This is a genomic window from Streptomyces xanthophaeus, assembly GCF_030440515.1.
Lineage (GTDB): Bacteria > Actinomycetota > Actinomycetes > Streptomycetales > Streptomycetaceae > Streptomyces > Streptomyces kutzneri.
Window position 1 is genome coordinate 5486475 of sequence record NZ_CP076543.1, and the last position, 25962, is coordinate 5512436.

General features: G+C 71.0%; 24 protein-coding genes. 10 read left to right on the forward strand and 14 right to left on the reverse strand.

Annotated elements, in window-relative coordinates:
• The first annotated feature begins 12 nt into the window (after positions 1 to 12).
• Positions 13 to 975 carry an IS481 family transposase gene (locus KO717_RS24360; protein WP_301371278.1) on the forward strand — a complete coding sequence of 321 codons (963 nt, stop codon included), beginning with the start codon at positions 13 to 15 and terminating at the stop codon, positions 973 to 975.
• Here the strand turns inward: KO717_RS24360 and KO717_RS24365 are convergent.
• The 4 genes from KO717_RS24365 to KO717_RS24380 are packed head-to-tail and all read right to left on the reverse strand — an operon-like array spanning position 972 to position 4129.
• Positions 972 to 1409 (reverse strand): Fur family transcriptional regulator, encoded by a 438-nt coding sequence (locus KO717_RS24365; RefSeq protein ID WP_301371280.1) that lies wholly within the window; start codon positions 1407 to 1409, stop codon positions 972 to 974. The genes KO717_RS24360 and KO717_RS24365 overlap by 4 nt on opposite strands.
• Before the next feature lie 51 nt (positions 1410 to 1460).
• Positions 1461 to 2327 (reverse strand): metal ABC transporter permease, encoded by an 867-nt coding sequence (locus tag KO717_RS24370; protein ID WP_301371281.1) that lies wholly within the window; start codon positions 2325 to 2327, stop codon positions 1461 to 1463.
• Positions 2327 to 3118, reverse strand: a complete 792-nt coding sequence (locus KO717_RS24375; RefSeq protein WP_301374714.1) for a metal ABC transporter ATP-binding protein — start codon at positions 3116 to 3118, stop codon at positions 2327 to 2329. The genes KO717_RS24370 and KO717_RS24375 overlap by 1 nt, the downstream gene beginning before the upstream one ends.
• A 27-nt stretch (positions 3119 to 3145) precedes the next feature.
• Complete coding sequence (locus tag KO717_RS24380; protein ID WP_301371283.1) at positions 3146 to 4129, reverse strand: metal ABC transporter substrate-binding protein; 984 nt, start codon at positions 4127 to 4129, stop codon at positions 3146 to 3148.
• Positions 4130 to 4284: 155 nt separating this feature from the next.
• Between KO717_RS24380 and KO717_RS24385 the strand changes: the two genes are divergently transcribed.
• Complete coding sequence (locus tag KO717_RS24385) at positions 4285 to 5667, forward strand: glycine--tRNA ligase (protein WP_301371285.1); 1383 nt, start codon at positions 4285 to 4287, stop codon at positions 5665 to 5667.
• A 79-nt stretch (positions 5668 to 5746) separates the two neighbouring features.
• Here KO717_RS24385 and KO717_RS24390 read toward each other — a convergent pair whose 3' ends face one another.
• The 4 genes from KO717_RS24390 to KO717_RS24405 form a co-directional block, all read right to left on the reverse strand.
• A complete protein-coding gene (locus KO717_RS24390; protein WP_301371287.1) occupies positions 5747 to 6445 on the reverse strand; it encodes a VC0807 family protein in 699 nt (232 codons plus the stop codon).
• A gap of 147 nt (positions 6446 to 6592) precedes the next feature.
• Positions 6593 to 7186 carry a TetR family transcriptional regulator gene (locus tag KO717_RS24395; protein WP_030008968.1) on the reverse strand — a complete coding sequence of 198 codons (594 nt, stop codon included), beginning with the start codon at positions 7184 to 7186 and terminating at the stop codon, positions 6593 to 6595.
• A 21-nt stretch (positions 7187 to 7207) separates the two neighbouring features.
• Positions 7208 to 8266, reverse strand: a complete 1059-nt coding sequence (locus KO717_RS24400) for an aldo/keto reductase (RefSeq protein ID WP_301371289.1) — start codon at positions 8264 to 8266, stop codon at positions 7208 to 7210.
• 54 nt (positions 8267 to 8320) lie between these two features.
• Positions 8321 to 8665 carry a DoxX family protein gene (locus KO717_RS24405; RefSeq protein ID WP_301371291.1) on the reverse strand — a complete coding sequence of 115 codons (345 nt, stop codon included), beginning with the start codon at positions 8663 to 8665 and terminating at the stop codon, positions 8321 to 8323.
• A 91-nt stretch (positions 8666 to 8756) separates the two neighbouring features.
• Here KO717_RS24405 and KO717_RS24410 point away from each other — a divergent pair, with 91 nt between their 5' ends.
• Complete coding sequence (locus tag KO717_RS24410) at positions 8757 to 9212, forward strand: MarR family winged helix-turn-helix transcriptional regulator (RefSeq protein WP_301371293.1); 456 nt, start codon at positions 8757 to 8759, stop codon at positions 9210 to 9212.
• 18 nt (positions 9213 to 9230) lie between these two features.
• On the opposite strand, the gene KO717_RS24415 is transcribed toward KO717_RS24410, so the two are convergent.
• Positions 9231 to 10682, reverse strand: coding sequence for an MFS transporter (locus tag KO717_RS24415; RefSeq protein WP_301371294.1), 1452 nt, complete (start codon positions 10680 to 10682; stop codon positions 9231 to 9233).
• 33 nt (positions 10683 to 10715) lie between these two features.
• Here KO717_RS24415 and dusB point away from each other — a divergent pair, with 33 nt between their 5' ends.
• The 3 genes from dusB (at position 10716) to KO717_RS24430 (ending at position 16332) form a co-directional block, all read left to right on the forward strand.
• Complete coding sequence (dusB, locus tag KO717_RS24420; RefSeq protein ID WP_301374717.1) at positions 10716 to 11876, forward strand: tRNA dihydrouridine synthase DusB; 1161 nt, start codon at positions 10716 to 10718, stop codon at positions 11874 to 11876.
• Between the two features lie 364 nt (positions 11877 to 12240).
• Complete coding sequence (ppdK, locus tag KO717_RS24425) at positions 12241 to 14949, forward strand: pyruvate, phosphate dikinase (protein ID WP_301371296.1); 2709 nt, start codon at positions 12241 to 12243, stop codon at positions 14947 to 14949.
• Between the two features lie 384 nt (positions 14950 to 15333).
• Positions 15334 to 16332: an ArsR/SmtB family transcription factor gene (locus KO717_RS24430; protein WP_301371298.1), complete on the forward strand. Its 999-nt coding sequence runs from the start codon at positions 15334 to 15336 to the stop codon at positions 16330 to 16332.
• A gap of 141 nt (positions 16333 to 16473) precedes the next feature.
• Here the strand turns inward: KO717_RS24430 and KO717_RS24435 are convergent, their stop codons facing one another.
• On the reverse strand, positions 16474 to 17634 hold the full coding sequence (locus tag KO717_RS24435) for an alkaline phosphatase PhoX (protein ID WP_301371300.1): 1161 nt from the start codon (positions 17632 to 17634) through the stop codon (positions 16474 to 16476).
• A gap of 321 nt (positions 17635 to 17955) precedes the next feature.
• On the opposite strand from KO717_RS24435, the gene KO717_RS24440 reads away from it, so the two are divergent.
• The gene (locus KO717_RS24440; protein ID WP_301371301.1) at positions 17956 to 18363 is read left to right on the forward strand and encodes a VOC family protein; all 408 of its coding nucleotides are present in this window, start codon (positions 17956 to 17958) and stop codon (positions 18361 to 18363) included.
• 18 nt (positions 18364 to 18381) lie between these two features.
• Here the strand turns inward: KO717_RS24440 and nirD are convergent, their stop codons facing one another.
• Genes nirD through KO717_RS24455 form a run of 3 tightly spaced genes read right to left on the reverse strand, consistent with a single transcriptional unit; the run spans position 18382 to position 22533 of the window.
• Positions 18382 to 18714 (reverse strand): nitrite reductase small subunit NirD, encoded by a 333-nt coding sequence (nirD, locus tag KO717_RS24445; protein ID WP_301371303.1) that lies wholly within the window; start codon positions 18712 to 18714, stop codon positions 18382 to 18384.
• On the reverse strand, positions 18711 to 21236 hold the full coding sequence (nirB, locus tag KO717_RS24450) for a nitrite reductase large subunit NirB (RefSeq protein WP_301371305.1): 2526 nt from the start codon (positions 21234 to 21236) through the stop codon (positions 18711 to 18713). The genes nirD and nirB overlap by 4 nt, the downstream gene beginning before the upstream one ends.
• A 1-nt stretch (position 21237) precedes the next feature.
• Positions 21238 to 22533 carry an NAD(P)/FAD-dependent oxidoreductase gene (locus tag KO717_RS24455; RefSeq protein WP_301371307.1) on the reverse strand — a complete coding sequence of 432 codons (1296 nt, stop codon included), beginning with the start codon at positions 22531 to 22533 and terminating at the stop codon, positions 21238 to 21240.
• A gap of 157 nt (positions 22534 to 22690) precedes the next feature.
• Here KO717_RS24455 and KO717_RS24460 point away from each other — a divergent pair, with 157 nt between their 5' ends.
• The 3 genes from KO717_RS24460 to KO717_RS24470 all read left to right on the forward strand — a co-directional run bounded on the left by KO717_RS24460 (position 22691) and on the right by KO717_RS24470 (position 25173).
• A complete protein-coding gene (locus KO717_RS24460) occupies positions 22691 to 23986 on the forward strand; it encodes a ferredoxin reductase family protein (RefSeq protein WP_301371309.1) in 1296 nt (431 codons plus the stop codon).
• A gap of 89 nt (positions 23987 to 24075) precedes the next feature.
• On the forward strand, positions 24076 to 24360 hold the full coding sequence (locus tag KO717_RS24465) for a hypothetical protein (RefSeq protein ID WP_301371311.1): 285 nt from the start codon (positions 24076 to 24078) through the stop codon (positions 24358 to 24360).
• A gap of 36 nt (positions 24361 to 24396) precedes the next feature.
• Positions 24397 to 25173 carry a sulfite exporter TauE/SafE family protein gene (locus tag KO717_RS24470; protein WP_030012032.1) on the forward strand — a complete coding sequence of 259 codons (777 nt, stop codon included), beginning with the start codon at positions 24397 to 24399 and terminating at the stop codon, positions 25171 to 25173.
• Positions 25174 to 25191: 18 nt separating this feature from the next.
• Here the strand turns inward: KO717_RS24470 and KO717_RS24475 are convergent, their stop codons facing one another.
• Positions 25192 to 25896 carry a class F sortase gene (locus tag KO717_RS24475; protein ID WP_301371313.1) on the reverse strand — a complete coding sequence of 235 codons (705 nt, stop codon included), beginning with the start codon at positions 25894 to 25896 and terminating at the stop codon, positions 25192 to 25194.
• Between the last annotated feature and the right edge of the window lie 66 nt (positions 25897 to 25962).

Here is a 25962-nt window from a genome sequence, read left to right on the forward strand (position 1 = left end):
CAGGAGGCCCTCGTGGTCCACCGTAATGCCCCGCTGACCGAGACCGGGCGACTGAGACTGGCGCGTTGTGTCGTGGAGGACGGATGGCCCGTGCGCCGGGCGGCGGAGCGTTTCCAGGTCAGCCACACGACTGCATCCCGCTGGGCCGGCCGCTACCGGCTCCTGGGCGTCGCCGGAATGAGTGACCGCTCCAGCCGTCCCCACCACCAGCCCGGCAGGACGGCGGCCCAGGTCGAGGCCGAGGTGATCCGGCTGCGGCGCGAGTACCGCATCGGCCCGCTGCGACTGGCGGTCCGGTGCCACATCGCGGCCTCGACCGCCCACCGCATCCTCGTCCGGCACGGCCTGCCGCCCCTGGCCACCCTCGACCGGGCCATCGGCGAACCCGTCCGCCGCTACGAACGCGCCCGACCCGGCGAACTCGTCCACATCGACGTCAAGAAACTCGGACGGATCCCCGACGGCGGCGGCCACAAAGCCCTCGGCCGGGCCGCCGGCAGCCCGAACAAGGACCGCCGCCACGGCACCGGATACGCCTACCTCCACACCGCCCTCGACGACCACACCCGCCTCGCCTACACCGAAGACCTCCCCGACGAGACCGCCCCGACCTGCGCCGGCTTCCTGCGGAGGGCGACGGCCTGGTTCGCCGCCCACGGCATCAGCATCGAACGGGTCCTGACCGACAACGCCTGGGCCTACACCAAGAACACCTGGCACGACACCTGCCGCGACCTGGGCATCAGCCCACGCCGGACCCGGCCCTGGCGGCCACAGACCAACGGCAAGGTCGAACGCTTCCACCGCACCCTGCTCGAGGAATGGGCCTACCAGAAGCCCTACACCTCAGACCACCAACGAATGCAAGCGTTCACCGACTGGCTGCACTGGTACAACTACCACCGACCCCACACCGGCATCCAAGGCCAGACACCCGCCAGCCGCGCCACCAACCTGCCCGAACAACACACCTAGGCCGTCTGGCCCGCGGCGGCGCAGTCGGCGCAGGTGCCGAAGATCTCCACCGTGTGCGCCACGTTCACGTAGCCGTGCTCGGCCGCGATGGCCTCCGCCCACTTCTCCACGGCCGGGCCCTCCACCTCGACGGCCTTGCCGCACTTGCGGCAGACCAGGTGATGGTGGTGGTCCCCGGTGGAGCACCGGCGGTAGACGGACTCGCCGTCGCTGGTGCGCAGGACGTCGACCTCGCCGGCGTCCGCGAGGGACTGGAGGGTGCGGTAGACGGTGGTCAGGCCCACGGAGTCGCCACGGTGCTTGAGCATGTCGTGGAGTTCCTGGGCGCTGCGGAACTCGTCCACCTCGTCCAGCGCCGCCGCGACCGCGGCCCGCTGCCGGGTGGATCGTCCTCGTACTGGCGCGGTATTCATCTCGCCAGGCGCAGTCGCCACCGGTTCCTCCTTGTATCGGCCTCGGCCCATTGTGCCAGGCGGCCGACATTTCTAGACCTTCACATCGTCCCTCGTGCAGACCTCTTCGGTGGTGGCGCGGGCCGCCTTCGCCCGGCGCCCGGCCAGGGGCGCCGACACGGCGGCCATCACGACGAAGACGGCGATGGCGAGGAGCACGATCGCCGCGCCGGAGGGTGCGTCGAGGTAGTACGTGGCGGTCACGCCGCTGAGGGAGACCAGCACGCCGATCAGCATGGCGAGCGACAGCGTCGCGGCGAAGCCGCGGGTGACCCGCTGGGCGGCCGCGACCGGGATCACCATCATGGCGCTGACCAGCAGCAGGCCCACGATCCGCATCGCCACCGTGACGGTGAGGGCGGCCGTGACGGCCATCAGGAGGTTCAGCGCGCGCACCGGCAGGCCGGTGACCCGGGCGAACTCTTCGTCCTGGCTGATGGCGAAGAGCTGGCGGCGCAGTCCGACGGTGACGGCGAGCACGAAGACGGCGAGGATCACCGCGGCCCAGACGTCCTCCGGCGCGACCGTGGTGATGCCGCCGAAGAGGTAGCTGCTCAGGGTGGCGGTGGAGCCTCCGGCCATGTTGATGATCATGACACCGCCGGCCAGGCCGCCGTAGAAGAGCATGGCGAGCGCGATGTCGCCGCTGGTCTTTCCGCGGGAGCGGATGTGCTCCATGCCCACCGCACCGACGACGGCAACGAGGGAGGCCATCCACACCGGGCTGGTGTTGAGCAGGAAGCCGAGGCCGACACCGGTGGTCGCCACGTGGCCGATGCCGTCGCCCATGACCGCCTGGCGGCGCTGGACCAGGTAGGTGCCGATCGCGGGAGCGGTGAGGCCGACGATGGCGGCCGCGATCAGGGCCCGCTGCATGAAGGCGTATTCGAGGAGGTCCATCAGCTCAGCAGTCCCGTCCGCAGGGGCTCGGCGTCGTGCGCCGCGTGGGGGTGTACGTGGTCGTGGCCGGGCAGTGCGTGCTGGCCCACGGCCTCCGGAGGCGGCCCGTCGTGGACCACGCAGCCGTCGCGCAGGACGACGGCCCGGTCGATCAGGGGCTCCAGCGGGCCCAGCTCGTGCAGGACCAGGAGGAGGGTGGTGCCGAGGGCCTTCTGCTCGCGCAGGGCGTTCGCCAGGACCTCCTGGTTGGCGAGGTCGACGCCCGCCATCGGCTCGTCCATGATCAGCAGTTCGGGTTCGACGGCGAGCGCCCGGGCGATGAGCACCCGCTGGTGCTGGCCGCCGGAGAGGGCGTTGACCGAGGAGGAGCCGTACTGCTCCATGCCGAGCAAGGTGAGCGCGCGCTCGACCGCCGCCTTGTCGGCCCTGCGCAGGATCCCGAAGCGGGAGCGGGCGAGGCGGCCGGCGGCGACGACCTCACGGACGGTGGCGGGGACCCCGCTGGCCGCCGTGGTGCGCTGCGGGACGTACCCGATGCGCGACCACGAGCGGAAGCGCTTGAACTCGGTGCCGAAGAGGGACAGCTCGCCGCCGGTCAGCGGGACCTGGCCGACCACGGCGCGCACGGCCGTGGACTTGCCGGAGCCGTTGGCGCCGAGCAGGGCGACGACCTCGCCGCGCCGGACGGTGAGGTCGACCCCGCGCAGCACGGGGCGCGAGCCGAGCGAGGCCGTGGCCCCGCGCAGGGATATGACGGGCTGGTCCGCTGCCTGTGCCGGCGTCGACTGCATGGCTCGCGCCTCCGTTGCTGCTGTCATCTACTTGGCTCCGAGCGCCTTCTGGAGGTTCTTCAGGTTCGACCGCATGACCTCGAAGTAGTCAGCGCCCTGGGACTTGTCGGTGATTCCTTCGAGCGGGTCCAGGACATCGGTCGTCAGGCCGGTGTCCGCCGCGAGGGTCCTGGCCGTCTTGTCGCTGGCCAGCGTCTCGAAGAACACGGTGGAGACATTCTCCTGCTTCGCGAGGCCCTGGAGCTCCTTCATACGGGCCGGGCTCGGCTCGGACTCGGGGTCGACGCCGGAGATGGCCTCCTGGTCGAGGCGGTAGCGCTCGGCGAGGTAGCCGAAGGCGGAGTGGGTGGTGATGAAGGTCCTGGAGGCTGTGTTCTGCAGGCCGTCCTTGAACTCCGTGTCCAGCGCGGTCAGTTTGCCGACGAGCTCGTCGGTGTTCTTCTTGTAGTCCGCGGCGTGGCCGGGGTCGGCCTTCTCCAGGGCGGCGCCGACGCCCCGGGCGATCTCCGCGTACTTGACGGGGTCGAGCCAGACGTGGGGGTCCTTGCCGCCCTCGCCGTGGCCGTGGCCGTGGTCGTGGCCCTCGCCCTCGGCGTGGCCCTCTTCGGCGCCGTGGTCGTGGCCGGAGCCGTGGACTTCCAGCTCGGTGAGGGTCGCGGCGTCGACGACGTTCTTCACGCCGGACAGGGAGACGCCCTTGTCGACGGCGGGCTGCAGGCCCTTGAGGTAGAGGACCACGTCGGCCTCGCCGAGCTGCCCGGTCTGCCTCGGGGTGATCTCCAGGTCGTGCGGTTCGACGCCGGGCTTGGTCAGGCTGTCGACCTTCACGTGGTCCTTGCCGATCTGCTCGGCGAGGAAGGCCATGGGGTAGAACGACGCCGTCACGCCGACCTTGCCGTCCTTGCCGCCACCGGTGCCGGCGGCGGCTCCGGAGCAGGCGGTCAGGGCCGTCGCGCCGAGGGCGACGGCTCCGGCGAGGGCGGCGGTGGGTATGAGGCGTCGTACGTTCATGACATCCATTTTCATCAAAGATGGAAACGATTGTCAAAAACCCAGGTGGGAGGCCTGGGTGGGCGGCCGTGGAAGGGGAACCGATTTGAAAGGGGGGGTGCGGGCGCCGGTAATCTAAAGACTTCGCCGTTCGTCCTCGTAATGAAGAGAGCACCGTGGCCGCCGACAAGATCGAAACCATCGTCAGCCTGAGCAAGCGCCGTGGCTTCGTTTTCCCGTGCAGTGACATCTACGGCGGCTCCAAGGCCGCCTGGGACTACGGTCCGCTCGGTGTCGAGCTCAAGGAGAACATCAAGCGCCAGTGGTGGAAGGCCATGGTCACCGGGCGTGAGGACATCGTCGGCCTCGACTCTTCCGTGATCCTGGCCCCCGAGGTCTGGGTGGCCTCCGGCCACGTCGCCACTTTCTCGGACCCGCTGACCGAGTGCACCTCCTGCCACAAGCGCCACCGCGCGGACCACCTTGAAGAGGCGTACGAGGCCAAGCACGGCCGTCTGCCCGCCAATGGTCTCGCCGACATCAACTGCCCCAACTGTGGTGTGAAGGGCCAGTTCACCGAGCCCAAGCAGTTCTCCGGCATGCTGGAGACCCACCTCGGCCCGACCCAGGACACCGGCTCGAAGGCGTACCTGCGCCCCGAGACCGCCCAGGGCATCTTCACCAACTTCGCCCACGTGCAGACCACCTCGCGCAAGAAGCCCCCGTTCGGCATCGCGCAGATGGGCAAGTCCTTCCGCAACGAGATCACTCCGGGCAACTTCATCTTCCGCACGCGCGAGTTCGAGCAGATGGAGATGGAGTTCTTCGTCAAGCCGGGCGAGGACGAGCAGTGGCAGGAGTACTGGATGCAGGAGCGGTGGAACTGGTACCGCGACCTCGGCATCCGCGAGGAGAACATCCGCTGGTACGAGCACCCGAAGGAGAAGCTGTCCCACTACTCGAAGCGCACCGCCGACATCGAGTACCGCTTCAACTTCGGCGGCAACGAGTTCTCCGAGCTGGAGGGCGTCGCCAACCGCACCGACTTCGACCTGAAGGCGCACTCCGCGGCCTCCGGCCAGGAGCTCGTCTACTTCGACCAGGAGACGAAGGAGAAGTACACCCCGTACGTCATCGAGCCGGCGGCCGGTGTGAACCGCGCCATGCTCGCCTTCATGCTCGACGCGTTCAACGAGGACGAGGCCCCGAACGCCAAGGGCGTCATGGAGAAGCGCACCGTGATGCGCTTCGACCCGCGCCTGGCCCCGGTCAAGGTCGCCGTCCTGCCGCTGTCCCGTAACGCGCAGCTGTCGCCGAAGGCCAAGGGCCTCGCCGCCGACCTGCGCAAGTTCTGGAACATCGAGTTCGACGACGCGGGCGCCATCGGCCGCCGCTACCGCCGCCAGGACGAGATCGGTACGCCGTTCTGCGTCACCGTCGACTTCGACACCCTGGACGACAACGCGGTGACCGTGCGCGAGCGCGACACGATGAAGCAGGAGCGCGTCTCCCTGGACCAGATCCAGACCTACCTCGGCAGCCGCCTGCTCGGCTGCTAGGTCCTGCCGCACGAAGACCGGTGGCCCGGTGCGCTCGCAGCGCACCGGGCCACCGGTCTTTTCGCGGGGCGGGACCGGATCAGGAGGCCGCCGCTTCGGCCGCGCGGCGCTCGCCCTCGGCCTGGGACCGCTTCCCGTACATGGCGGTCCACACGCCGAGTGCGGCCAGCACCGCGTAGATCATGATCGGGCTGAGCACCACCATGGTGCTCGTGCTGAGCGTGTAGGCCAGCACGATGCGGACGATCGCCTCGGCGATGTACGCGAGACCCCACACCAGGGTCATCCGGGTCAGGGTGGTGCGGAAGCCCTCGTACTGCCACAGGCCGTTCCACCAGGCGGTGCTCTCCGGGGTGCCGTCGGTGGCGAACTTGCGGCCGAAGTAGAACATCAGGGGGCGCGGCGCGAGCAGCGTCCCCAGGCAGAGCAGCCCGAAGAGCCCCGTGACCCCCGAGTCCTTGATGAGCAGGGCGCGGGCCGAGTGCGCGCCGACGAGCGAGACGACGGCGGTGATCACCAGGAACACCAGCGTGACGACGGCGAACTCGTCGAGCTTGCGCCGCCAGGCCAGGCTGATGACGCTTTCGAGCACCGGCCAGGCGCTGCTGAGCATCAGCGCGGAGAACTCGCTCCAGCCGTGGTCCTTGGTGAGTGTGTTGTACGTGATGATCGGCGCGACCACGTTGAACGCGATGGTCAGGATCCAGCCGAGGGCGGTGGCGGCGCCCGAGCGCTTCGGAGGTGCCGGTCGTGCGTGGTGAGTTGCTGGAGTGGACAAGGTTCCCCCTGGAACGTGCCTGATGAAGTGCGGTAGGGGGACCGTAAGGACATTGACAGGACGCGGACAACCAAAACGCGCAAAAATGATCATCAAGTGTCCGGGTCGACTGATTCCGGACGGATCCCTGCTGATGGCGGCTCCGCGTCAGGCGCGCAGGCCCCGGATCACGAGGGCGGTGACCGCCTCGAACTCGGTGATGATCGTCGGCGAGAGCCAGTCGGCCGCGTACTGCGGGTCGTGGAAGCGGCCGGTGGCGTCGAACACCGCGCGGGCCGCCGCCGGCACATCGTCGGCGGCGAGCGAGCCCGCCGCGACACCCTCGGCGATGATCCGGCCCAGCTGGTCGATCAGCTCGGTCAGGTGCGCGTCCACCACGCCGCTGTTCTCGGCGAGCAGCACGGTGTAGGTGGCGAACAGTTCGGGGTCGTCGCCCGCCTTGTGGCGCTTGGCCTCGAAGAGGGCCTCCAGCCACGCTTCCAGCTTGGAGGGAGCGCTCCCGGTCGGGGCCGAGGCGATCTCCTCCAGCATGACCACGCTCCTGGCGAGCCAGCGGTCCGTGACGGCCTCGCGCAGCGCCGCCTTCGACGGGAAGTGCCGGTACACGCTGCCGTGGCTGACCCCCAGCGCGCGAGCCACGTCCACCACGGTCGCCTTGGTGGGACCGAAGCGGCGCAGCACCTCCTCGGTGGTCGCGAGGATGCGCTCGGGAGTCAGGGGCTCGGCAGCAGCGGGAGGCATGGGTACGACCGTACCGTCAGCTCAGTGCTCGCTGTCGAGGTGGGCCATCTGGGCCGCCGGGTACCTCTCGCCGGCCGCGGCGCCCGCAGGGACGGCCTCTTCGACGGCGGCCAGGTCGGCGGCGTCGAGGGAGACGTTCATGGCACCCAGTGCCTCGGCGAGTCGGTCCCGGCGCCGGGCGCCCACCAGCGGCACGATGTCGACCCCGTGCCGCGGCCCCTGCGCGAGCACCCAGGCGATCGCGGTCTGGGCGACGCTCACGCCCTTGCCCTCGGCCACCTTGCGCAGCGCCTCGACCAGGTCGAGGTTCCGGTCCAGGTTGTCGCCCTGGAAGCGGGGGCTCATGCCGCGGAAGTCGCCCGGGGCCAGTGCGCGGTCGCGGGTGAAGTGGCCGCTGATCAGGCCGCGGGACAGCACCCCGTACGCCGTGATCCCTATGCCGAGCTCGCGGGCGGTCGGCAGGATCTCGGTCTCGATGCCGCGGGAGATCAGCGAGTACTCGATCTGGAGGTCGGAGATCGGGGCCACGGCGGCGGCCCGGCGCAGGGTGTCCGCGCCGACCTCCGAGAGGCCGATGTGGCGCACGTGCCCTGCCTGGACCGCCTCGGCGATGGCCCCGACGGTCTCCTCGATCGGCACATCCGGGTCCACGCGCGCGATCCGGTAGATGTCGATGTGGTCCCGGCCGAGCCGCTGGAGCGAGTAGGCCAGGAAGTTCTTGACGGCCTCCGGCCGGCCGTCGTAACCGGTGAAGCCACCCTCGACCGTGCGCAGCGCGCCGAACTTGACGCTGGTCAGCGCCCGCTCGCGGGCCTCGGCGGGCGCCGTGCGCAGGGCCTCGTCGATCAGCAGTTCGTTGTGCCCCATGCCGTAGAAGTCGCCGGTGTCCAGCAGCGCGTGCGTGCCGTCGGGGGTGGCGTCCAGATAGGCGTGGATGGTCGCGATCGACTCGGCGCGGTCCGCCTCCCCGTAGAGGGCGGACATCCCCATGCAGCCCAGCCCCAGCGGGAAGACCGTGGGGCCGGTGCTCCCGAGAGTGCGGCGGTCGGTGGTCACGTAGGTGCTCTCGTTCTTCGTCATGAAACGAGAATGGCATGACGAGTGACAGATTTCAATATCTGTCACTCGTCAGGGTCAGGCCAGGATGCGCAGCACCAGGGCGGCCGCCGAGATCAGGGTCAGTACCGCCGCCGGCGCCAGCTCGTAGTCCTTGACCCGGAGGTGGCTGATGACCGCGCCGATGAAGTAGAGGGTCACGCCGACGGCCGCGGCCACGCCGAGCGGAGTCACCCACAGGCCGGCCACCAGGCCGATCGCGCCCGCGGCCTTGAGTGTGGCCAGGCGCGGCAGCCACGAGTCCGGGACCTGGACCTTCTGCATGTTCGCCACGATCTGGTCGTTGCGCTGGAGGGTGAAGGTGGCCGAGGCGGTGAGGACGAGGGCGAGCAGGACGCCGACGACGGCGTAGGCGATGAACATGAAGATCTCCAACGGTCGGTGATGTGAAACCATTGAATAGCATCAACGATATCTCCAACGCAATCATTTCCTGGTTGCTACGATGTGGACCATGACGGGAGATCAGGACGGACCGCACCCTCCCCAGCGGCTGGGACTGCTGCTGGCCTGGCACGGATCGGTCACCCAGACGCGGATGAAGCGGGCACTCGGCACGGCCGGGCTCACCCCGCGGCACGCGATGACGCTGATGCACCTGGAGGGCGGCCCCATGAGCCAGCGGGCGCTCGCCGAGCGGCTGGAGGTGGACCCGAGCGTGCTCGTCGGGATCCTGAACGACCTGGAGGGCGAGGGCCTGGCCGAACGCCGCCGGGACCCGGCCGACCGCCGCCGTCACAACGTGGCCATCACCGACGCCGGCGAAGCGGCCCTCCACAAGACGAACACCGCCCTCGACGAGGTCGAGAGCGGCATCTTCGCGGGCCTGTCGGCCGCGGAGCGCGACCTCCTGCGCGGCCTCCTCGACCGGGTCAACACCTCGGCCGAGGACTTCACCTGCGGCGAGTAGCCGCCCGCCACGGACCGCTCAGCCGCGTGGCGAACCCGTCGTCGTCGCGGTGGTGCCGACCGCCTCCTCCAGGGTGCGGGCGGTCCGCTCCGCCGTCCGGCGGGCCCATGCGCCGCTCGTCGCCGCGCCCACGACCAGGACCAGCAGCCCGCAGACCGTGATGATCCACCAGGCCGGCTGGGCCGCCGCCGAGAAGTCCGCGCCGTTCGCCAGCCCGGCCGCCAGCACCGAGCCGATCACCGCCACACCCAGGGTGCCGCCGGTCTGCCGGCTGGTGGAGGCGATGGCGGCCGCGACCCCGGCCTGGGAGCGCGGCATCCCGGACACCGCCGTATTGGTGATCGGCGCGTTCACCATGCCGAAGCCGAGCCCGAACAGCATGTACCCGGTGAACAGCAGCGGGTTGGACGTCTCGGCCTCGAACAGGGCGAACAGCAGCCCGCTCGCCGCCATCGACACCCCCGCGATCAGCAGGCAGATCCGCGGCCCGCGGCTGCCCACCAGCCGCCCGGCCAGCGGGGCGAACAGGACGGTCAGACCGGCCATCGGCAGCATGTAGAGCCCGGCGTGCAGGGCGCTGAGCCCCCGGACGTCCTGGAGGTACAGCGTGTTCAGGAAGAGGAAGCCGGCGAGCCCGGCGAAGGCGCTGATCGCGATCACGGTCGACCCGCTGAAGGGCGCGCTCCGGAAGAACCGGAGATCGATCAGCGGCTCCTCGCAGCGGGGCTCGTGGATCAGCAGCCCCAGGAACGAGGCGACGGCCACCACCGCGCACCCCATGATCAGCGGCGAGCGCCAGCCGGCGGCCGGAGCCTCGATGATCCCGTACGTCAGACTGCCCAGCAGGGCGATGACCAGCACCTGCCCCAGCGGGTCCGGGCGGCGCGGCCGGGCCGCCCGGGACTCGGGGATGTGCCGCAGGGTCAGCGCGAACGCCGCCAGCCCGATCGGCAGGTTGATCAGGAAGATCGAGCGCCAGCCCACGGAGTCCACCAGTACCCCGCCGATCAGGGGCCCCGCCGCCATGGAGATGCCCCCGACCGCCCCCCACACACCGATGGCCCGGGCCCGCTCGGCGGGATCGGTGAAGGTGTTGGTGATGATCGACATCGCCACCGGGTTGAGCATCGCACCGCCCACCGCCTGCACCATCCGGAAGACGATGAGCCAGTTGAGGCTGGGGGCGAGCGAGCAGAGCAGGGAGCCGCCGGTGAAGGCCACCAGACCGGCCACGAACACCTTCCGGCGCCCGATCCGGTCGGCCGTGGATCCCGCGAGCATCAGCAGCGAGGCCAGCACCAGGGTGTAGGCGTCGATGCTCCACTGCAGCCCCGAGACCGAGGCGTCCAGGTCACGGCGCATCGAGGGCAGGGCGACGTTGAGCACGGTGTTGTCGAGGCTGACGATCAGCAGGCTCATGCAGCAGATCGCGAGGACGAGCGTGCGCTGCCGGGGACTCGGCTCGATCATGCGCCGATGCTACGTCCCCCGCACCCCCTCGGCATGCGGGACAATGGGCGGATGACCACGCTCCCTCCGCCCCTCGCGATCGGCCCGCACACCGTGCAGCCCCCGGTGGTGCTCGCACCCATGGCCGGCATCACCAATGCCCCGTTCCGTACCCTCTGCCGGGAGTTCTCGGGCGGCAAGGGGCTGTTCGTGAGCGAGATGATCACGACCCGCGCCCTGGTCGAGCGCAACGAGAAGACCATGCAGCTGATCCACTTCGACGAGACCGAGAAGCCTCGCTCGATTCAGCTGTACGGGGTGGACCCGGCCACGGTGGGCAAGGCGGTCCGCATGATCGTCGAAGAGGACCGCGCCGACCACATCGACCTCAACTTCGGCTGCCCGGTCCCCAAGGTGACCCGCAAGGGCGGCGGCTCGGCCCTCCCCTACAAGCGGAACCTGCTGCGCGCCATCCTGCGCGAGGCCGTCGCGGGCGCCGGCGACCTTCCGGTCACCATGAAGATGCGCAAGGGCATCAACGACGACCACCTCACCTACCTCGACGCCGGCCGGATCGCCGTCGAGGAGGGGGTCACCGCCATAGCCCTGCACGGCCGTACCACCGCCCAGCACTACGGCGGAACCGCCGACTGGGACGCCATCGCGCGGCTCAAGGAGCACGTGCCGGAGATCCCGGTGCTCGGCAACGGCGACATCTGGTGCGCCGAGGACGCGCTGCGCATGGTCCGTGAGACCGGCTGCGACGGCGTGGTCGTGGGTCGCGGCTGCCTGGGGCGGCCGTGGCTGTTCAACGACCTGGTGGCGGCCTTCGAGGGGCGCCCGGAGGACTTCCACAAGCCCACCCTGCGCGAGGTGGCGACCACCATGCACCGGCATGCACAGTTGCTGGGGGAGTGGATCGGCGACGAGGCGCGCGGGGTGATCGACTTCCGTAAGCACGTGGCCTGGTACCTCAAGGGCTTCTCGGTGGGCTCCGAGATGCGCAAGAAGCTCGCGGTCACCTCTTCCCTGGCCGAGCTGGACGCTCATCTGAGCGAGCTCGATCTGGATCAAGCGTGGCCGGAGAGCGCGGACGGGCCTCGCGGTCGGACGTCCGGAAACAACCGAGTTGTCCTGCCGGACGGCTGGCTGAAGGACCCGTACGACTGCGCGGGTGTGAGCGAGGACGCTGAACTGGACACCTCCGGAGGCTGACAAATCGCCCTCCGTGGTGCGTGATATACGCCACGCATGGGAAGGGTTTCGCTCAGATGAGCACAGAAGTCACGGGTAAGACTTTCAAAGGGTGGCACTGGGTGCCACCCTTTGTGCGTTCAAGACTTGAAGGCAAATGTATCGATGATCGCTCATCCGAGCGTGAACAGGCCTCAGGAGCCCCCTCACCCTTCGGGATGTGAAGGCTCTTCGTACTTTCTGATTACCCATGAGTTACTTTCGATCTGCTGGCGCACGGGTGGTTACAGCCGTATGACGACCAAGTGGACGTACCCAGAAGCCTTCGATCTGGGTATGTTCCTGGCCGTCAGGGCAGCCACCGAGCCTCGAGGAGTCGAGACCCGTGTCGGAAAACAAAGATCAGAAGTTCGTCTACGACTTCACCGAGGGCAACCGCGACCTCAAGGACCTTCTCGGCGGCAAGGGAGCCAACCTCGCCGAGATGACCAACCTGGGTCTGCCGGTCCCTCCCGGCTTCACCATCACCACCGAGGCCTGCAAGGTCTACCTCGAAAGCGGTACGGCCCCGGCCGCGCTGCGCGAAGAGGTCAGCGCCCACCTTGCCGCCCTCGAGGCGAAGATGGGCAAGAAGCTCGGACAGTCGGACGACCCGCTGCTGGTCTCCGTGCGCTCCGGTGCGAAGTTCTCGATGCCCGGCATGATGGACACCGTCCTGAACATCGGTCTTTCCGACGACTCCGTGAAGGGACTCGCCGCCCAGGCCGGTAACGAGCGCTTCGCGTGGGACTCGTACCGCCGCCTCATCCAGATGTTCGGCAAGACCGTGCTGGACGTCGACGGCGAGCTCTTCGAGGAAGCCCTCGACGAGGCCAAGGCCGCCAAGAAGGTCACGGTCGACACCGACCTCGACGCCGCCGACCTGAAGAAGCTGGTCACCCGCTTCAAGAAGATCGTCGCCAAGCAGGCCGGCCGCGAGTTCCCGCAGGACGCCCGCGAGCAGCTCGACCTCGCCGTCGAGGCCGTCTTCAACTCGTGGAACACCGACCGCGCCAAGCTCTACCGCCGCCAGGAGCGCATCCCGAGCGACCTGGGCACCGCGGTCAACATCTGCTCCATGGTCTTCGGCAACCTCGGCCCCGACTCCGGCACCGGCGTCGCCTTCACCCGCGACCCCGCCAGCGGCCACGCGGGCGTCTACGGCGACTACCTGCAGAACGCCCAGGGCGAGGACGTCGTCGCGGGTATCCGCAACACCGTGCCGCTCGCGGACCTGGAGGCCATCGACAAGGCCTCGTACGACCAGCTCATGACGATCATGACGACGCTGGAGACCCACTACAAGGATCTCTGCGACATCGAGTTCACCATCGAGCGCGGCCAGCTGTGGATGCTCCAGACCCGCGTCGGCAAGCGCACCGCCGGCGCCGCCTTCCGCATCGCCACCCAGCTCGTCGACCAGGGCCTGATCGACGAGGCCGAGGCCCTCCAGCGCGTCAGCGGCCACCAGCTGGCCCAGCTGATGTTCCCGCGCTTCGACGAGGGTGCCAAGACGACCCTGCTCGGCCGCGGCATCGCCGCCTCCCCGGGCGCGGCGGTCGGCAAGGCCGTCTTCGACTCCTACACGGCCGTCAAGTGGTCCCGCTCCGGCGAGAAGGTCATCCTGATCCGCCGCGAGACGAACCCGGACGACCTGGACGGCATGATCGCCTCCGAGGGCATCCTGACCTCGCGCGGCGGCAAGACCTCGCACGCCGCCGTCGTCGCCCGCGGCATGGGCAAGACCTGTGTCTGCGGCGCCGAGGAGCTCGACGTCGACACCAAGCGCCGCCGCATGACGGTCGGCGAGACGGTCATCGAAGAGGGCGACGTCGTCTCCATCGACGGCTCCACCGGCAAGGTCTACCTCGGTGAGGTACCCGTCGTACCGTCCCCGGTCGTCGAGTACTTCGAGGGCCGCATGCACGCCGGCGCCGACGACGCCGACGAGCTCGTCGCCGCCGTGCACCGGATCATGGCCTACGCGGACCGCGTCCGCCGCCTGCGGGTGCGCGCCAACGCCGACAACGCCGAGGACGCGCTGCGTGCCCGCCGCTTCGGCGCCCAGGGCATCGGCCTGTGCCGCACCGAGCACATGTTCCTCGGTGAGCGCCGTGAACTCGTGGAGCGACTGATCCTCGCTGACACCGACGGAGAGCGCGAGGAGGCACTCAGTGCCCTCCTGCCGCTGCAGAAGAAGGACTTCGTCGAGCTGTTCGAGGCGATGGACGGCCTGCCCGTCACCGTCCGCCTCCTGGACCCGCCGCTGCACGAGTTCCTGCCCGACATCACCGAGCTGTCGGTGCGCGTCGCCCTCGCCGAGTCCCGCAAGGACCACAACGAGAACGACCTGCGCCTGCTCCAGGCCGTGCACAAGCTGCACGAGCAGAACCCGATGCTGGGTCTGCGCGGTGTCCGCCTCGGCCTGGTCATCCCCGGCCTGTTCAAGATGCAGGTCCGGGCGATCGCCGAGGCCGCGGCCGAGCGCAAGAACGCCAAGGGCGACCCGCGCGCCGAGATCATGGTCCCGCTCGTCGGCACCGTCCAGGAGCTGGAGATCGTCCGCGACGAGGCCGACCAGGTCATCGCCGAGGTCGAGGCCGCGACCGGCACCAGCCTCAAGCTGACCATCGGCACGATGATCGAGCTGCCGCGCGCCGCGCTGACCGCCGACCAGATCGCCGAGGCCGCGCAGTTCTTCTCCTTCGGCACGAACGACCTGACCCAGACGGTGTGGGGCTTCTCCCGCGACGACGTCGAGGCCAGCTTCTTCACCGCCTACCTGGAGAAGGGCATCTTCGGGGTCTCGCCCTTCGAGACCATCGACAAGGACGGCGTCGGCTCGCTGGTCCGCCACGCGGCCAAGCTGGGCCGGGCCACCCGCCCCGACCTCAAGCTCGGCGTCTGCGGCGAGCACGGCGGTGACCCCGAGTCCGTCCACTTCTTCCACGAGGTCGGCCTCGACTACGTCTCCTGCTCGCCCTTCCGGATTCCGGTGGCGCGCCTTGAGGCCGGCCGTGCGGCCGCCGAGGCGAAGGGCAGCGACAGCCGCTGACCCACGGCCCGCCAAGGGCCCCATAGACCGCGCCTGTCCCCGGGTTCCCTGACTGCCCGGGGGCGGGCGCGCCTATTTTTGTTGTTCAACAAATCTTTACGCCAGCAGGCGGTGGACGGATCCCCACCCGTCCACCGCCGCTGTCATTCTGCCGGGCACGTCGGCGCTTCCCGGTGCGACCGACCGCCAGGCCCCGCAAAGCCCCCCACGGCCTTCGCGGAGCGTTTCGGTCGCACCGGAGTGTGCCCGGCGGAGTACAGGATTTCGGTTGTCACGCCCCCGCCGAAAGGGGTTTCAACTGTGGCCGAAAGGGCGTGGTGACAACGTGTGACGGCATGCATACTCATGGGGCGGGGGGATTGCGGTTGCACAGGTGGGGGTTCGGTGCTGCGTATCCATTTCACTGGAGTGGACCTGGCACGCGTACGGATGGCAGGGCGTCCCGATGCGTTGTGGGAAACGATTCTGAGCTTTCACCGCTTAAGGGACCGGCGCGATGCCCGGTTGTTCGGTGAATGGCGTACGGAAACCCGGAGCAGGTTGAATAGTGAAACACGCACGCTCGGTATGCTCATACCGAGTCGTGGTTATTTCCCCGATTTTTTGACCCCTGTGGAGGGGCAGTACGGGTGGGACGTGGGCCTCGACGCGCTGCGCGGGATCCGTCCCGAGCGCATGCGGCGCGAGCTGCAGCTGCTGGCCGCCGGTGCGCCGATGACGCCGCGGCTACGGGAGTTCATGGACGGCGGTGACAAGCAGCTGCCGCGGCTCATGGGCGAGCTCCGCGCGTACCACCGGGCCGCCGTGGAACCGTACTGGACGCACATCCAGGCCCAGATCGAGGCCGAGCGCGCCGCGCGCGGCCGGGCCCTGCTGGACGGCGGCGCGGACGAGTTGCTGGATTCGCTGCCGCCCATGCTGCGCTGGCGGGCCCCGGTGCTGGAGTGCGACTACCCCGTGGACCGTGACGTACGGCTGCGGGGGCGCGGGCTGCTGCTCCAGCCGTCCTTCTTCTGCCGGCGCACCGCGGTGACCCTGCACGATCCGGAGCTGCCGCCGGTGCTGGTCTACCCGGCCGCGGCGCAGCTGGCCTCGGCGCCGGCCGGGGGCGAGGCGGCCCGGCCCGTGGAGGAGCAGCGCCAGCGCACCCTGGGCAAGCTGGTCGGGCACACGCGCTCGGTCGTGCTGAGGGCCATAGGGGACGGGGCGACCACCAGCGAGCTGGCCCGCCGGGCCGGGGTCTCGCTGGCCTCCGCGAGCCAGCACGCGTGCGTGATGCGGGAGGCGGGGCTGGTGACCACGCTGCGGCGGGGGAACGCCGTGCTGCACACCGTGACCCCGCTGGGGGCGGCGCTGCTGAAGGGTGGGGCCGTGGCCTCATGACGGTGGCCGCACCTCGGCGGGGTGAACCCGTCGGGGTGCGGCCTGTCGTGCGGGTGCGGCGCCGCTGCCCCCGGACCCCCGCGCCTCAAACGCCGGCGGGGCTGGAAGAGCGCCTCAAGCGCCGGCGGGGCCGGTGGCGGGTCAGGTGCGGAACGGGCCCGTCACCTCGTAGGTGATGCCGCCGGACGAGCTGCCGCTCGTACCGCGCTGGCTGGAGAAGTAGAGGCGGTTGCCCGCGGGCGAGAAGGCCGGGCCGGTGATCTCCGAGGAGGACTGGCCGGTGATCCGCAGGAAGGGCGCCACCACGTCGTCCGGGGTGATCACGCAGATCTCCATGTTGCCGCCGTCCTCGGCGACGTACAGGTCGCCGTACGAGGACCCGGTGACGTTGTCGACGCCGGTCAGCGGGGCCGCGCCGCCGGGCACGAGCGAGTCGTCGTAGGCCAGCTCGTACGTGCTGTTCGTGAGGTTCAGCTGCCAGACCCGGTTGTCGCCCTTGGTGGTGAACCAGACGGTGTCGTTGGCGTAGTGGCAGCCCTCGCCGCCGTTGAACTTCTTCGAGCCCGAGACCTGGCTGCGGGTCACCGTCGGCGAACCGTCCGGGTCCGGGACGTTCTGCCAGGTGAAGGAGCCGGAGGTGGCCGTGCCGGCCTTCAGGACCTGGAGGGTGCCGGAGGAGAGGTTGCCCCAGGTGGCCGGGATGAAGCGGTAGAAGCAGCCGTTGGTCTCGTCCTCGGTCAGGTAGATCACCTGGCGCACCGGGTCCGCGGCGGCCGCCTCGTGCTTGAACCGGCCCATCGCAGGGCGCTGCACGGCCGCGTTCACCCCGTACGGGTCGGTCTCGTAGACGAAGCCGCGGTCGACCTCCTCGCAGGACAGCCAGGTGTTCCAGGGGGTCTTGCCGCCCGCGCAGTTCTGCCGGGTGTTGGACAGGATGCGGTAGGCGCCGGTGATGGTGCCGGAGGAGTTGAACTTGACGGCGCTCGTGCCGCCGGAAGGGTTGATCTCCGAGTTCGACACGTAGATCCAGCCCGAGCCGTCCGCGAAACAGGCACCGCCGTCGGGGGCGCTGTGCCAGCTGTACGAGGTGCCGCCGACGGTCTGGCCGGAGCGGGCGATGACCCGGCTGCTGAAGCCGCTGGGGAGCATGATGCCGTTGGCGTCGGCCGCGCCGAGCGCCCCGTAGGGTCCGGCACCCGGCTGGGCGGGGGCGGCGTAGGCGGCCCCGTGCATCAACGTGCCGCCGAAGGCGGCGGCCGACGAACCGATCACTGCGCCGCGCAGGAAGGTACGACGTTCCACGGTCACTCCTGGGGGAGGAAGGCCCCGCGGCCGGTCGGACGCGGGGTCGCACGCGTCGAGGAACCTAGGGGGCGCCAGTTGCCGTGGCGCCAACTCCCCATGACGCACGAGCGACCGCTCGACGTGCAATACGCCCACCGCGCCGCGTCTACGCGGCCGCCTTCGCCGACCCGCGGCCTGACCTGCGGTTTCGGTGGCCAGGCAAGAAAATTCGAAGAAACTTCGCGGCGAGCGATGAGTTTCCCGGGGACCTGCGGTCTACCTCTCGAAAGCACCGGGCAGCACGCACCGAGCACCGCACACGAGAGAAGAGGGACCTCGATGTCCGCCACCATGATCTTCGTCAACCTGCCGGTCAAGGACCTGGACGCCAGCAAGGCCTTCTGGAGCAAGCTGGGCTACTCCTTCAACGCCCAGTTCACCGACGAGAACTGCGCCTCGATGGTCATCAGCGACACCATCGTCGCGATGCTCCTGACCGAGGCCCGCTACAAGGACTTCACCCACAAGGAGATCGCGGACGCCACGAAGACGTCCGAGGTGCTGCTCTGTCTGAGCGCCGGGAGCCGCACCGCGGTCGACGAGCTGGTGGACGGGGCCCTGGCGGCCGGCGCCACCGAACCCCGCCCCGCCCAGGACCACGGCGTCATGTACGGCCGCGCCTTCGACGACCTCGACGGCCACACCTGGGAGATCATGTGGATGGACCCGTCGATGGTCCAGGGCTGACGGCACCGCCGCGGGCGGTCACGAGGTCGCGGCGGTCCGCACCGGGTAGGTCCGGACCACCGTCTCCTCGTCGTCCAGGCAGCGCCCCGACTCCAGGTCGAAGCGCTGCTTCAGCAGCGGTGAAGCCACGAAGGGCCGGCCCCCCGCCGTCCCCACCAGCCCGCGTGAGAGCACGTGCGCCCCGGTGAAGGGGTCCTGGTTCCCGATGGCGTACGGGCGCCCCGCGCGGTCGACGAACACCGCGGCCTGGCTCCCGTCGGGCAGCAGCGCCGCCACCCCGCGCCCGGGGGTGAGCGAGGACAGCTCGCACACCGTCAGCCAGCCCTGCGCAACCTGCAGTTCCACGGTCATCGGACGGGTCCTCCTATGGTCAGGACGGCCAGGTCGGGCTTGACCTGGTCGCGCTCGGGGACGAACTTCACGGTCGGGTCGGGGGCGCCGGGCGCGTTGACGAAGGACACGAACCGGCGCAGCCGCTCCGGATCCTGGAGCGTCTCGGCCCATTCGTCCCGGTAGTGCGCCACGTGGTCGGCCATCAGGGCCTCCAGCTCCGCGCACAGCCCGAGCGAGTCGTGCACGACCACGTCCCGCAGGTGGGCCAGGCCCCCCTCCAGCCGCTCCAGCCAGGTGGAGGTCCGCTCCAGCCGGTCGGCGGTGCGGATGTAGAACATCAGGAACCGGTCGATCAGTCGGACCAGTTCCGCGTCCGACAGGTCCTGCGCCAGCAGGTCGGCGTGGCGCGGGGTGGCCCCGCCGTTGCCGCCCACGTACAGGTTCCAGCCACTTGCCGTCGCGATGACGCCGAAGTCCTTGCTCTGCGCCTCCGCGCACTCGCGGGCGCAGCCGGAGACCGCCGACTTCAGCTTGTGCGGGGCGCGCAGCCCCCGGTAGCGCAGCTCCAGGTCGATGGCCATCCGGACGCTGTCCTGGACCCCGTAGCGGCACCAGGTCTGCCCCACGCAGGACTTCACCGTGCGCAGGGCCTTCCCGTACGCGTGCCCGGACTCGAACCCGGCGTCGACGAGCCGCGCCCAGATCCGCGGGAGCTGGTCCACGCTCGCCCCGAAGAGGTCGATCCGCTGGCCGCCGGTGATCTTCGTGTAGAGGCCGAAGTCCCGGGCCACCTCGCCGATCACGATCAGCTTGTCGGGGGTGATCTCGCCGCCGGGGATGCGCGGGACGACCGAGTAGGAGCCGTTGCGCTGCATGTTCGCGAGGAAGTGGTCGTTGGTGTCCTGGAGGGCGGCCTGCTCCCCGTCCAGGACGTAGCCGCTCGCGCCGAGGGTCGGGGCCAGCGAGGCGATGATCGAGCCGACGGTGGGCTTGCAGACCTCGCAGCCGTCGCCGCCGCGGGCCTCCGGGCGGCCGTGGCCGTCGAGGATCTCCTCGTACGAGGTCAGCCGGCGGGTGCGGACGATCTCGTAGAGCTCGGCCCGGGTGAAGGGGAAGCAGCCGCACAGCCCCTTGTCGGTGGCGGCGGGCAACAGCTGGCCGATCACCTTGACGCAGCTGCCGCAGCCGGTGCCCGCCTTGGTGCACTTCTTGACCTCGGCGAGGGTGGCGCAGGCGGCGATGGCCTTCTTGGTGACGTTGTGGCAGGAGCAGATCACCGCGTGGTCGGGGAGCGCGGACGGGCCGAGCGCGACAGGGGCGCCGACCCCGGCGGGCAGCACCAGCTGCTCGGGGGCCACGGGCGGGACGCTGCCGGTGAGCGGGCGCAGCAGCCCGTAGGAGTCCGCGTCGCCGACCAGCACCCCGCCGAGGAGGACCCCGTCGGGCGAGACGACCAGCTTCTTGTAGACCCCGGAGCGGGAGTCGGACCAGACGACGTCGAGGCTGTCCGGGGTGGCGCCGTGGGCGTCGCCGAAGGAGGCCACGTCCACGCCGAGGAGCTTGAGCTTGGTGGACAGGTCGGCTCCGGTGAACTCCTTCTCACGGCCCAGCAGATCGTCGGCGGCCGTCTCGGCCATCTCGTAGCCGGGGGCGACCAGCCCGTAGACCCGGCCGTCGACGGCGAGGGCGCACTCGCCGATCGCGTAGACGTGCCCGTCGGAGGTGCGGCAGCGGGCGTCGACCGCGATGCCGCCGCGCTCGCCGACGTCCAGCCCGGCGTCACGGGCCAGCTGGTCGCGGGGGCGGACACCGGCGGAGAAGACGACGAGGTCGGTGTCGACGACGGAGCCGTCGGAGAGCCGCATTCCGCTGACGTGACCGTCCTCGCCGGTCACCACCTCCTGGGTGCCGACGCCGGTGTGGACGGTCAGCCCCATGGACTCGATGGTGCGCAGCAGGGCCGCGCCGCCGCCCTCGTCGACCTGTACGGGCATCAGCCGCGGGGCGAACTCGACGATACGGGTGGCCAGGCCCAGCCCCTGGAGGGCGCCGGCGGCCTCCAGCCCGAGGAGACCGCCGCCGACGACCGCGCCGGAGCCGCGGCCCTTCGCGTACTCCTCGATCGCGAGCAGGTCCTCGATCGTGCGGTAGACGAAGCAACCGGGGGCGTCCTTGCCCGGGACCGGCGGCACGAAGGGATAGCTGCCGGTGGCCAGCACCAGGACGTCGTACGGGAACACCTGCCCGGACCGGGAGGTGACGGTTCGGGCGGCCCGGTCGACGTGCTCGGCGGGGTCGCCGAGGTGGAGGGCGATGCCGTGCTCCTCCATGAACCCGGCGGGCGTCATGGACAGGTCCTCGGCGGTGCTGCCGGAGAAGTACGAGGTCAGGTGCACGCGGTCGTAGGCGGGCCGGGGCTCCTCGCAGAGCACGGTGATCCGGTGCGTGGCGGTGACCCCGCGCTCGGCGAGTGCTTCGAGGTAGCGCTGGCCGACCATGCCGTGCCCGATGAGCACGATCGTGGGCAGGGGCTCGGTCATGTCAGTGGCCTCCGTCGTCGGTGAGCAGGTGGAACAGGTCGTGCGGTGATTCCTCGCCCTCCCAGGTGCGGGCGAGGGCCCCCACGGTGGAGAGCTCGCCGAGCAGCACGCCCCCGACGAGGCGGTCGCCCCGCAGGACGACCTTGCGGTAGGTGCGGCGGGTGGCGTCGGCGAGGCGGACCACGTCGTCGCCGGGGAGCGGGGTGGTCTCGCCGAAGGCGGCGAGGTCCAGGGAGCCGTTCTCGGCTCCGCCGAGAGTGAGGCGGGTGAGGGCGCGGGTGCCGGCGTACTGCGTGGGCTCGCCGGTGAGGAGCGCGGCCAGGGCGTCGGCCTGCTCCAGGGCGGCGCCCGCGAGGCCGTACACCTGGCCGGCGTGCTCGGCGCAGTCGCCGATGGCGTGGATGCGGGGGTCGCTCGTGCGGAGGTGGTCGTCGACGACGATGCCCTTGCGGACCTCCAGGCCCGCGGCCTGGGCGAGGCCCGTGCGGGGGCGGACGCCGCAGGCGAGCACGACGACATCGGCCTCCAGCCGGTAGCCGTCGGCGAGCTCGACCCCGGTGACCTTGCGCTGCCCCCGCGCGCCGCCGCTGCCGGGGCTCCGCCCCGGACCCCGCTCCTCAAACGCCGGAGAGGCTGGATTTCGCCCCGGTGGCGCGGATGTGATCAGGCCGCGGACCCGGCATTCCGTGTGGATCTCCACGCCGAGGTCGGTCAGGTGGGTGGCCAGCAGGGCCGAGGACTCGGCGTCCAGCTGGCGCTCCATCAGGCGCTCACCCTGCTGGGCCAGGACCACCTGCGCCCCCCGGGCGGCCAGCGCACGGGCCGCCGAGACGCCCAGCAGGCCCCCGCCGATCACCACCGCCCGGATCCCGGGCCGTACGGCCGCCGAGAGGGCCAGGCAGTCGTCCATCGTGCGGAAGGCGTGCACCCCGTCGGGGAGGTCCCGCCCCTCGGGCTCGAACAGCCCGCGCAGCGGCGGGAGCACCGCGTTCGAGCCCGTGGCCAGCACCAGCGTGTCGTACTCCGCCACCGTGCCGTCGTCGCACCGCACGGTCCGGTCCGCGCGGTCCACGCGCACCGCCCGGACCCCTCTGCGCAGCACCGGGCCGGGCGCCGGGAGGGCCGTCACCTCCGGGGCGTACCGGCCCGCGAGGACCTCGGCGAGCAGGACCCGGTTGTACGGCACGTGGGTTTCCTCGCCGAGGACGGTCACCGCCGCGGCCGGGCCGAGCCGCTGCGCGAGCCGCAGGCCCGCGAGGCCGCCGCCGATCACCACCACACGCTGTTCCGAGGTCATGCCATGAGCGTGCGCGGCCGCTGTTTCCCCACGGCATCGCCTCTGTTACCCGGACGGAACGCCGACCTCAGCGCCCGGGTTAAGGGTCGGTGAGGCCTTCCTCAACGCCGCCTTAAGGGTCATCAGGCCCGCCACCTGCGGCCTTAGCGTGATCCGTATGCGGAATGCGGCGGTACGGGTGAGGGGCGGGATGCTGGCCGGTGCGGGGGTGGTGACCCTGCTCTGGGCGGCGCAGGTGCGGCCCTCGGCCCGGCCCGACGCGTTGTTCGCCACTGCCGCGCACCTGTCCGGCCTGCTCGCCGGGTACGGGGTGCTGGTGCTGCTGTTCCTGATGGCCCGGGTACCCGCCGTCGAGCACGGGGTCGGCGGCGACCGGCTCGCCCGCTGGCACGCCTTCGGCGGCCGGTACGTCCTGCTGCTCGTCTTCGGGCACGGGCTCTTCGCCCTGCTCGGATACGCCGTGCACGAGGGAACCGACGTGGTCTCCGCCGCCTCGGAGCTGCTCGGCTACCCCGCGCTCGCCGCCGCCGCGGCCGGGACCGTCCTCCTGGCCGCGGTCGGCGTGACCTCCGCCCGGGCGGTACGCCGCCGGCTGCCGCACGAAACCTGGCGCGGGGTCCACCTGTTCGTCTACCTGGCCGCCGCCCTCGCCTTCGGGCACCAGCTCGCCGGGCCCGATCTGGCCGCGGCCGCCTGGTTCTGGGCGCTCGCCCACACCGTGGTCGCCGTGCTGCTGGTCTGGTACCGCGGCGTGGTCCCCGTACGGCAGGCCCTGCGGCACGCGCTGCGGGTGGCGGACGTCCGGGTCGAGGGGCCCGGGGTGGTCTCCGTCGTCATGTACGGGCAGCATCTCGCGGAACTGCGCGCGGAGCCGGGCCAGTTCCTGCGCTGGCGGTTCCTCCAGCGGCGGCTGTGGCACACCGCGCTGCCGTTCTCGCTGTCCGCGCCCGTCCGCGGGAACGCCCTGCGGATCACCGTGAAGGGGCTCGGCGGCCACTCCCGCCGGGTCCGCCGGCTGCGCCCCGGGACGCGGGTGCTGGCCACCGGGCCGTTCGGCGCGCTCACCGCCGCCCGGCGGACCCGGCCCAAGGTTCTGCTGATCGCGGGCGGCGTCGGGATCACCCCGATGCGGGCCCTGTTCGAGACGCTGCCCGGGGGCCCCGGGGACATCACCCTCCTCTACCGGGCCGGGGCCGAGGAGCACCTCGTGCTGCGGGCCGAGCTGGAGGCCATCGCCGCCGAGCGGCAGGCGGGTCTGCACTACCTGCTCGGGCCGTCCGGAGCGGCCTACGACCCGCTGGCCCCGCAGGCGCTGACCGCGCTGGTGCCCGGCCTGGCCGAGCACGACGTGTACCTGTGCGGGCCGCCGGGGATGACCGAGGCGACCCGGGCCGCGCTGCTGCGGGCCGGGGTGCCGGCCGGCCGTATCCATTCGGAGTGCTTCAGCTTCTGAGCCGCGGCCCAGGCCGCGCACCCCCTGCCCGCACCCCCCTGACCGCCCCCCGCCTGCGTCACCCGCGTTCCCCGAGGAGTCACCACCCCATGCGTCACCCGCTGCACGTCGCCCTCTCCGTACCCGTCGGCGCCGAGGCTCCTGCGGTGGCCGTGGCCCGGCACCGCAAGCCGCGGCGCCCCTCGCCGGTACGGGCCGCACTGGCCGCGCTGGCCCGCGTACCGCCCGCGCGGCGGCTGGCGGCGGGGCTGGGGGCGGCCAGTGTGCTGGCCGCGACCGTGCTGACGGCGGCCGTGGACCCGGCGGCTCCGGTGGCCCCGGACCGCGTGCCGGCCCGGCAAACCTCAACCTTTGCGCAAGTTTCCGGGGATTGATGGTCACTGCACCCAACTGCTCCATAGGGTCGTGCCGTGCCTGACATATCAACGACCATGATCATCGTCCTGTGCGTGGCCGCGGCCGCGGCCGGCTGGATCGACGCGGTGGTGGGCGGCGGCGGCCTGCTGCTCCTGCCCGCGCTCCTCCTCGGCCTGCCGAACGCCCACCCCGCCACCGTCCTCGGTACCAACAAGGCCGTGGCCATCGTCGGCACTGCCGGGGCGGCCGTGACGTACGCCCGCAAGGCCCCGGTGAACGTGAAACTGGCCGTCCGCATCGGCCTGGCAGCGCTCGCCGGTTCCATGGGCGGTGCCGCGCTCGCGGGCGGCATCAGCAAGGACGCGCTCCGCCCGCTGATCATGGTGGTGCTCGTGATCGTCGCAGGCGTCGTGATCTTCAAGCCGGGCTTCGGCACCGCGCCCTCGACCGCACCCGTCAGCCGGCAGCGGGTGCTGCTCGCCATCGGGCTCGCGGGCCTGGGCATCGGCTTCTACGACGGCCTCATCGGGCCCGGCACCGGCACCTTCCTGGTGCTCGCGCTCACGGCCCTGCTCCACCTCGACCTGGTCACCGCCTCCGCCACCGCCAAGATCGTGAACTGCTGCACCAACGCCGGTGCGCTCGCGATGTTCGCCTACCAGGGCATGGTGCTGTGGCAGCTGGCCGCGCTGATGGCGGTGTTCAACCTGGCCGGCGGCATGATCGGCGCCGGTATGGCGCTCAAGAAGGGCAGCGGCTTCGTCCGCGGCGTGCTGCTGACGGTGGTGGGCGCGCTGGTGCTCAAGCTCGGCTTCGAGCAGTGGGGATAGGCCACTGAGGCCAGGTGACTAGTACGTCCCGGTGAGGTGCGCGAAGACCACCACGTTGCCGCGGTAGCCCGTGCGCGGCGAGAAGCCGCCGCCGCAGGTGATCACCCGCAGTTCGGCGCGCGCCGAAGGCCCGTACACGCGGGTGTCGGGGAAGGCCTTGGCGTCGTACACCTCGACCGCGTGGACCGTGAACACCGCCGTACGGCCGTCCGCGCGCGGGATCTCGATGGAGGCCCCGCGGCGCAGCGCGCCCAGATGGTAGAAGACCCCCGGCCCGGCCGCGTCGTCCACGTGCCCGGCGATGACGGCGGTGCCCGTGGCGCCCGGGGTGGTGCCGTCGCGGTACCAGCCGGCCAGGTCGCGCCGGTCCGGCGGCGGCACTTCGAGGCTGCCGCGCGGATCCAGGCCGAGCCCGGTCAGCGGGGCGTCGACCCGGATGGAGGGGATCCGGATCCGGGCCGGCGGTGAGCCGGGGAGCGGGGCGATCCCGGGGCCCACCACGCCGGCGGCGGTCAGTGACTCGGCGGGGGAGGGCAGGGGCGGTCCGACGGGCTCACGCGAACCGCTGGTCACGAGCCAGATGCCGACGCAGGCGGCGAGTGCGACGAGTCCGCCGTGGCGGGCGGTGGGGGTGCGCACGGGCCGGCCCGCCGCCCGCCGCCCGGGGTGCGCTGCGGATCCGGGGCGGTCGCGGCCCCGCGCGCCACCGAAATCGCCACCCATGCGTACCCCCTCGGCTTCCGTTTCGGGGTGACTGGCCGTCGCCCGGCCCCGCGAACGGGGGGGACC

Excerpts from the sequence above, each read along its gene's own strand:
- KO717_RS24370 (WP_301371281.1), bottom strand. The coding sequence starts at position 2,327 with ATGGACCTCCTCGAATACGCCTTCATGCAGCGGGCCCTGATCGCGGCC.
- KO717_RS24375 (WP_301374714.1), bottom strand. The coding sequence starts at position 3,118 with ATGCAGTCGACGCCGGCACAGGCAGCGGACCAGCCCGTCATATCCCTG.
- KO717_RS24380 (WP_301371283.1), bottom strand. The coding sequence starts at position 4,129 with ATGAACGTACGACGCCTCATACCCACCGCCGCCCTCGCCGGAGCCGTC.
- KO717_RS24395 (WP_030008968.1), bottom strand. The coding sequence starts at position 7,186 with ATGCCTCCCGCTGCTGCCGAGCCCCTGACTCCCGAGCGCATCCTCGCG.
- KO717_RS24400 (WP_301371289.1), bottom strand. The coding sequence starts at position 8,266 with ATGACGAAGAACGAGAGCACCTACGTGACCACCGACCGCCGCACTCTC.
- KO717_RS24405 (WP_301371291.1), bottom strand. The coding sequence starts at position 8,665 with ATGTTCATCGCCTACGCCGTCGTCGGCGTCCTGCTCGCCCTCGTCCTC.
- KO717_RS24410 (WP_301371293.1), top strand. The coding sequence starts at position 8,757 with ATGACGGGAGATCAGGACGGACCGCACCCTCCCCAGCGGCTGGGACTG.
- KO717_RS24415 (WP_301371294.1), bottom strand. The coding sequence starts at position 10,682 with ATGATCGAGCCGAGTCCCCGGCAGCGCACGCTCGTCCTCGCGATCTGC.
- dusB (WP_301374717.1), top strand. The coding sequence starts at position 10,716 with ATGCGGGACAATGGGCGGATGACCACGCTCCCTCCGCCCCTCGCGATC.
- KO717_RS24440 (WP_301371301.1), top strand. The coding sequence starts at position 17,956 with ATGTCCGCCACCATGATCTTCGTCAACCTGCCGGTCAAGGACCTGGAC.
- nirD (WP_301371303.1), bottom strand. The coding sequence starts at position 18,714 with ATGACCGTGGAACTGCAGGTTGCGCAGGGCTGGCTGACGGTGTGCGAG.
- nirB (WP_301371305.1), bottom strand. The coding sequence starts at position 21,236 with ATGACCGAGCCCCTGCCCACGATCGTGCTCATCGGGCACGGCATGGTC.
- KO717_RS24455 (WP_301371307.1), bottom strand. The coding sequence starts at position 22,533 with ATGACCTCGGAACAGCGTGTGGTGGTGATCGGCGGCGGCCTCGCGGGC.
- KO717_RS24460 (WP_301371309.1), top strand. The coding sequence starts at position 22,691 with ATGCGGAATGCGGCGGTACGGGTGAGGGGCGGGATGCTGGCCGGTGCG.
- KO717_RS24465 (WP_301371311.1), top strand. The coding sequence starts at position 24,076 with ATGCGTCACCCGCTGCACGTCGCCCTCTCCGTACCCGTCGGCGCCGAG.
- KO717_RS24475 (WP_301371313.1), bottom strand. The coding sequence starts at position 25,896 with ATGGGTGGCGATTTCGGTGGCGCGCGGGGCCGCGACCGCCCCGGATCC.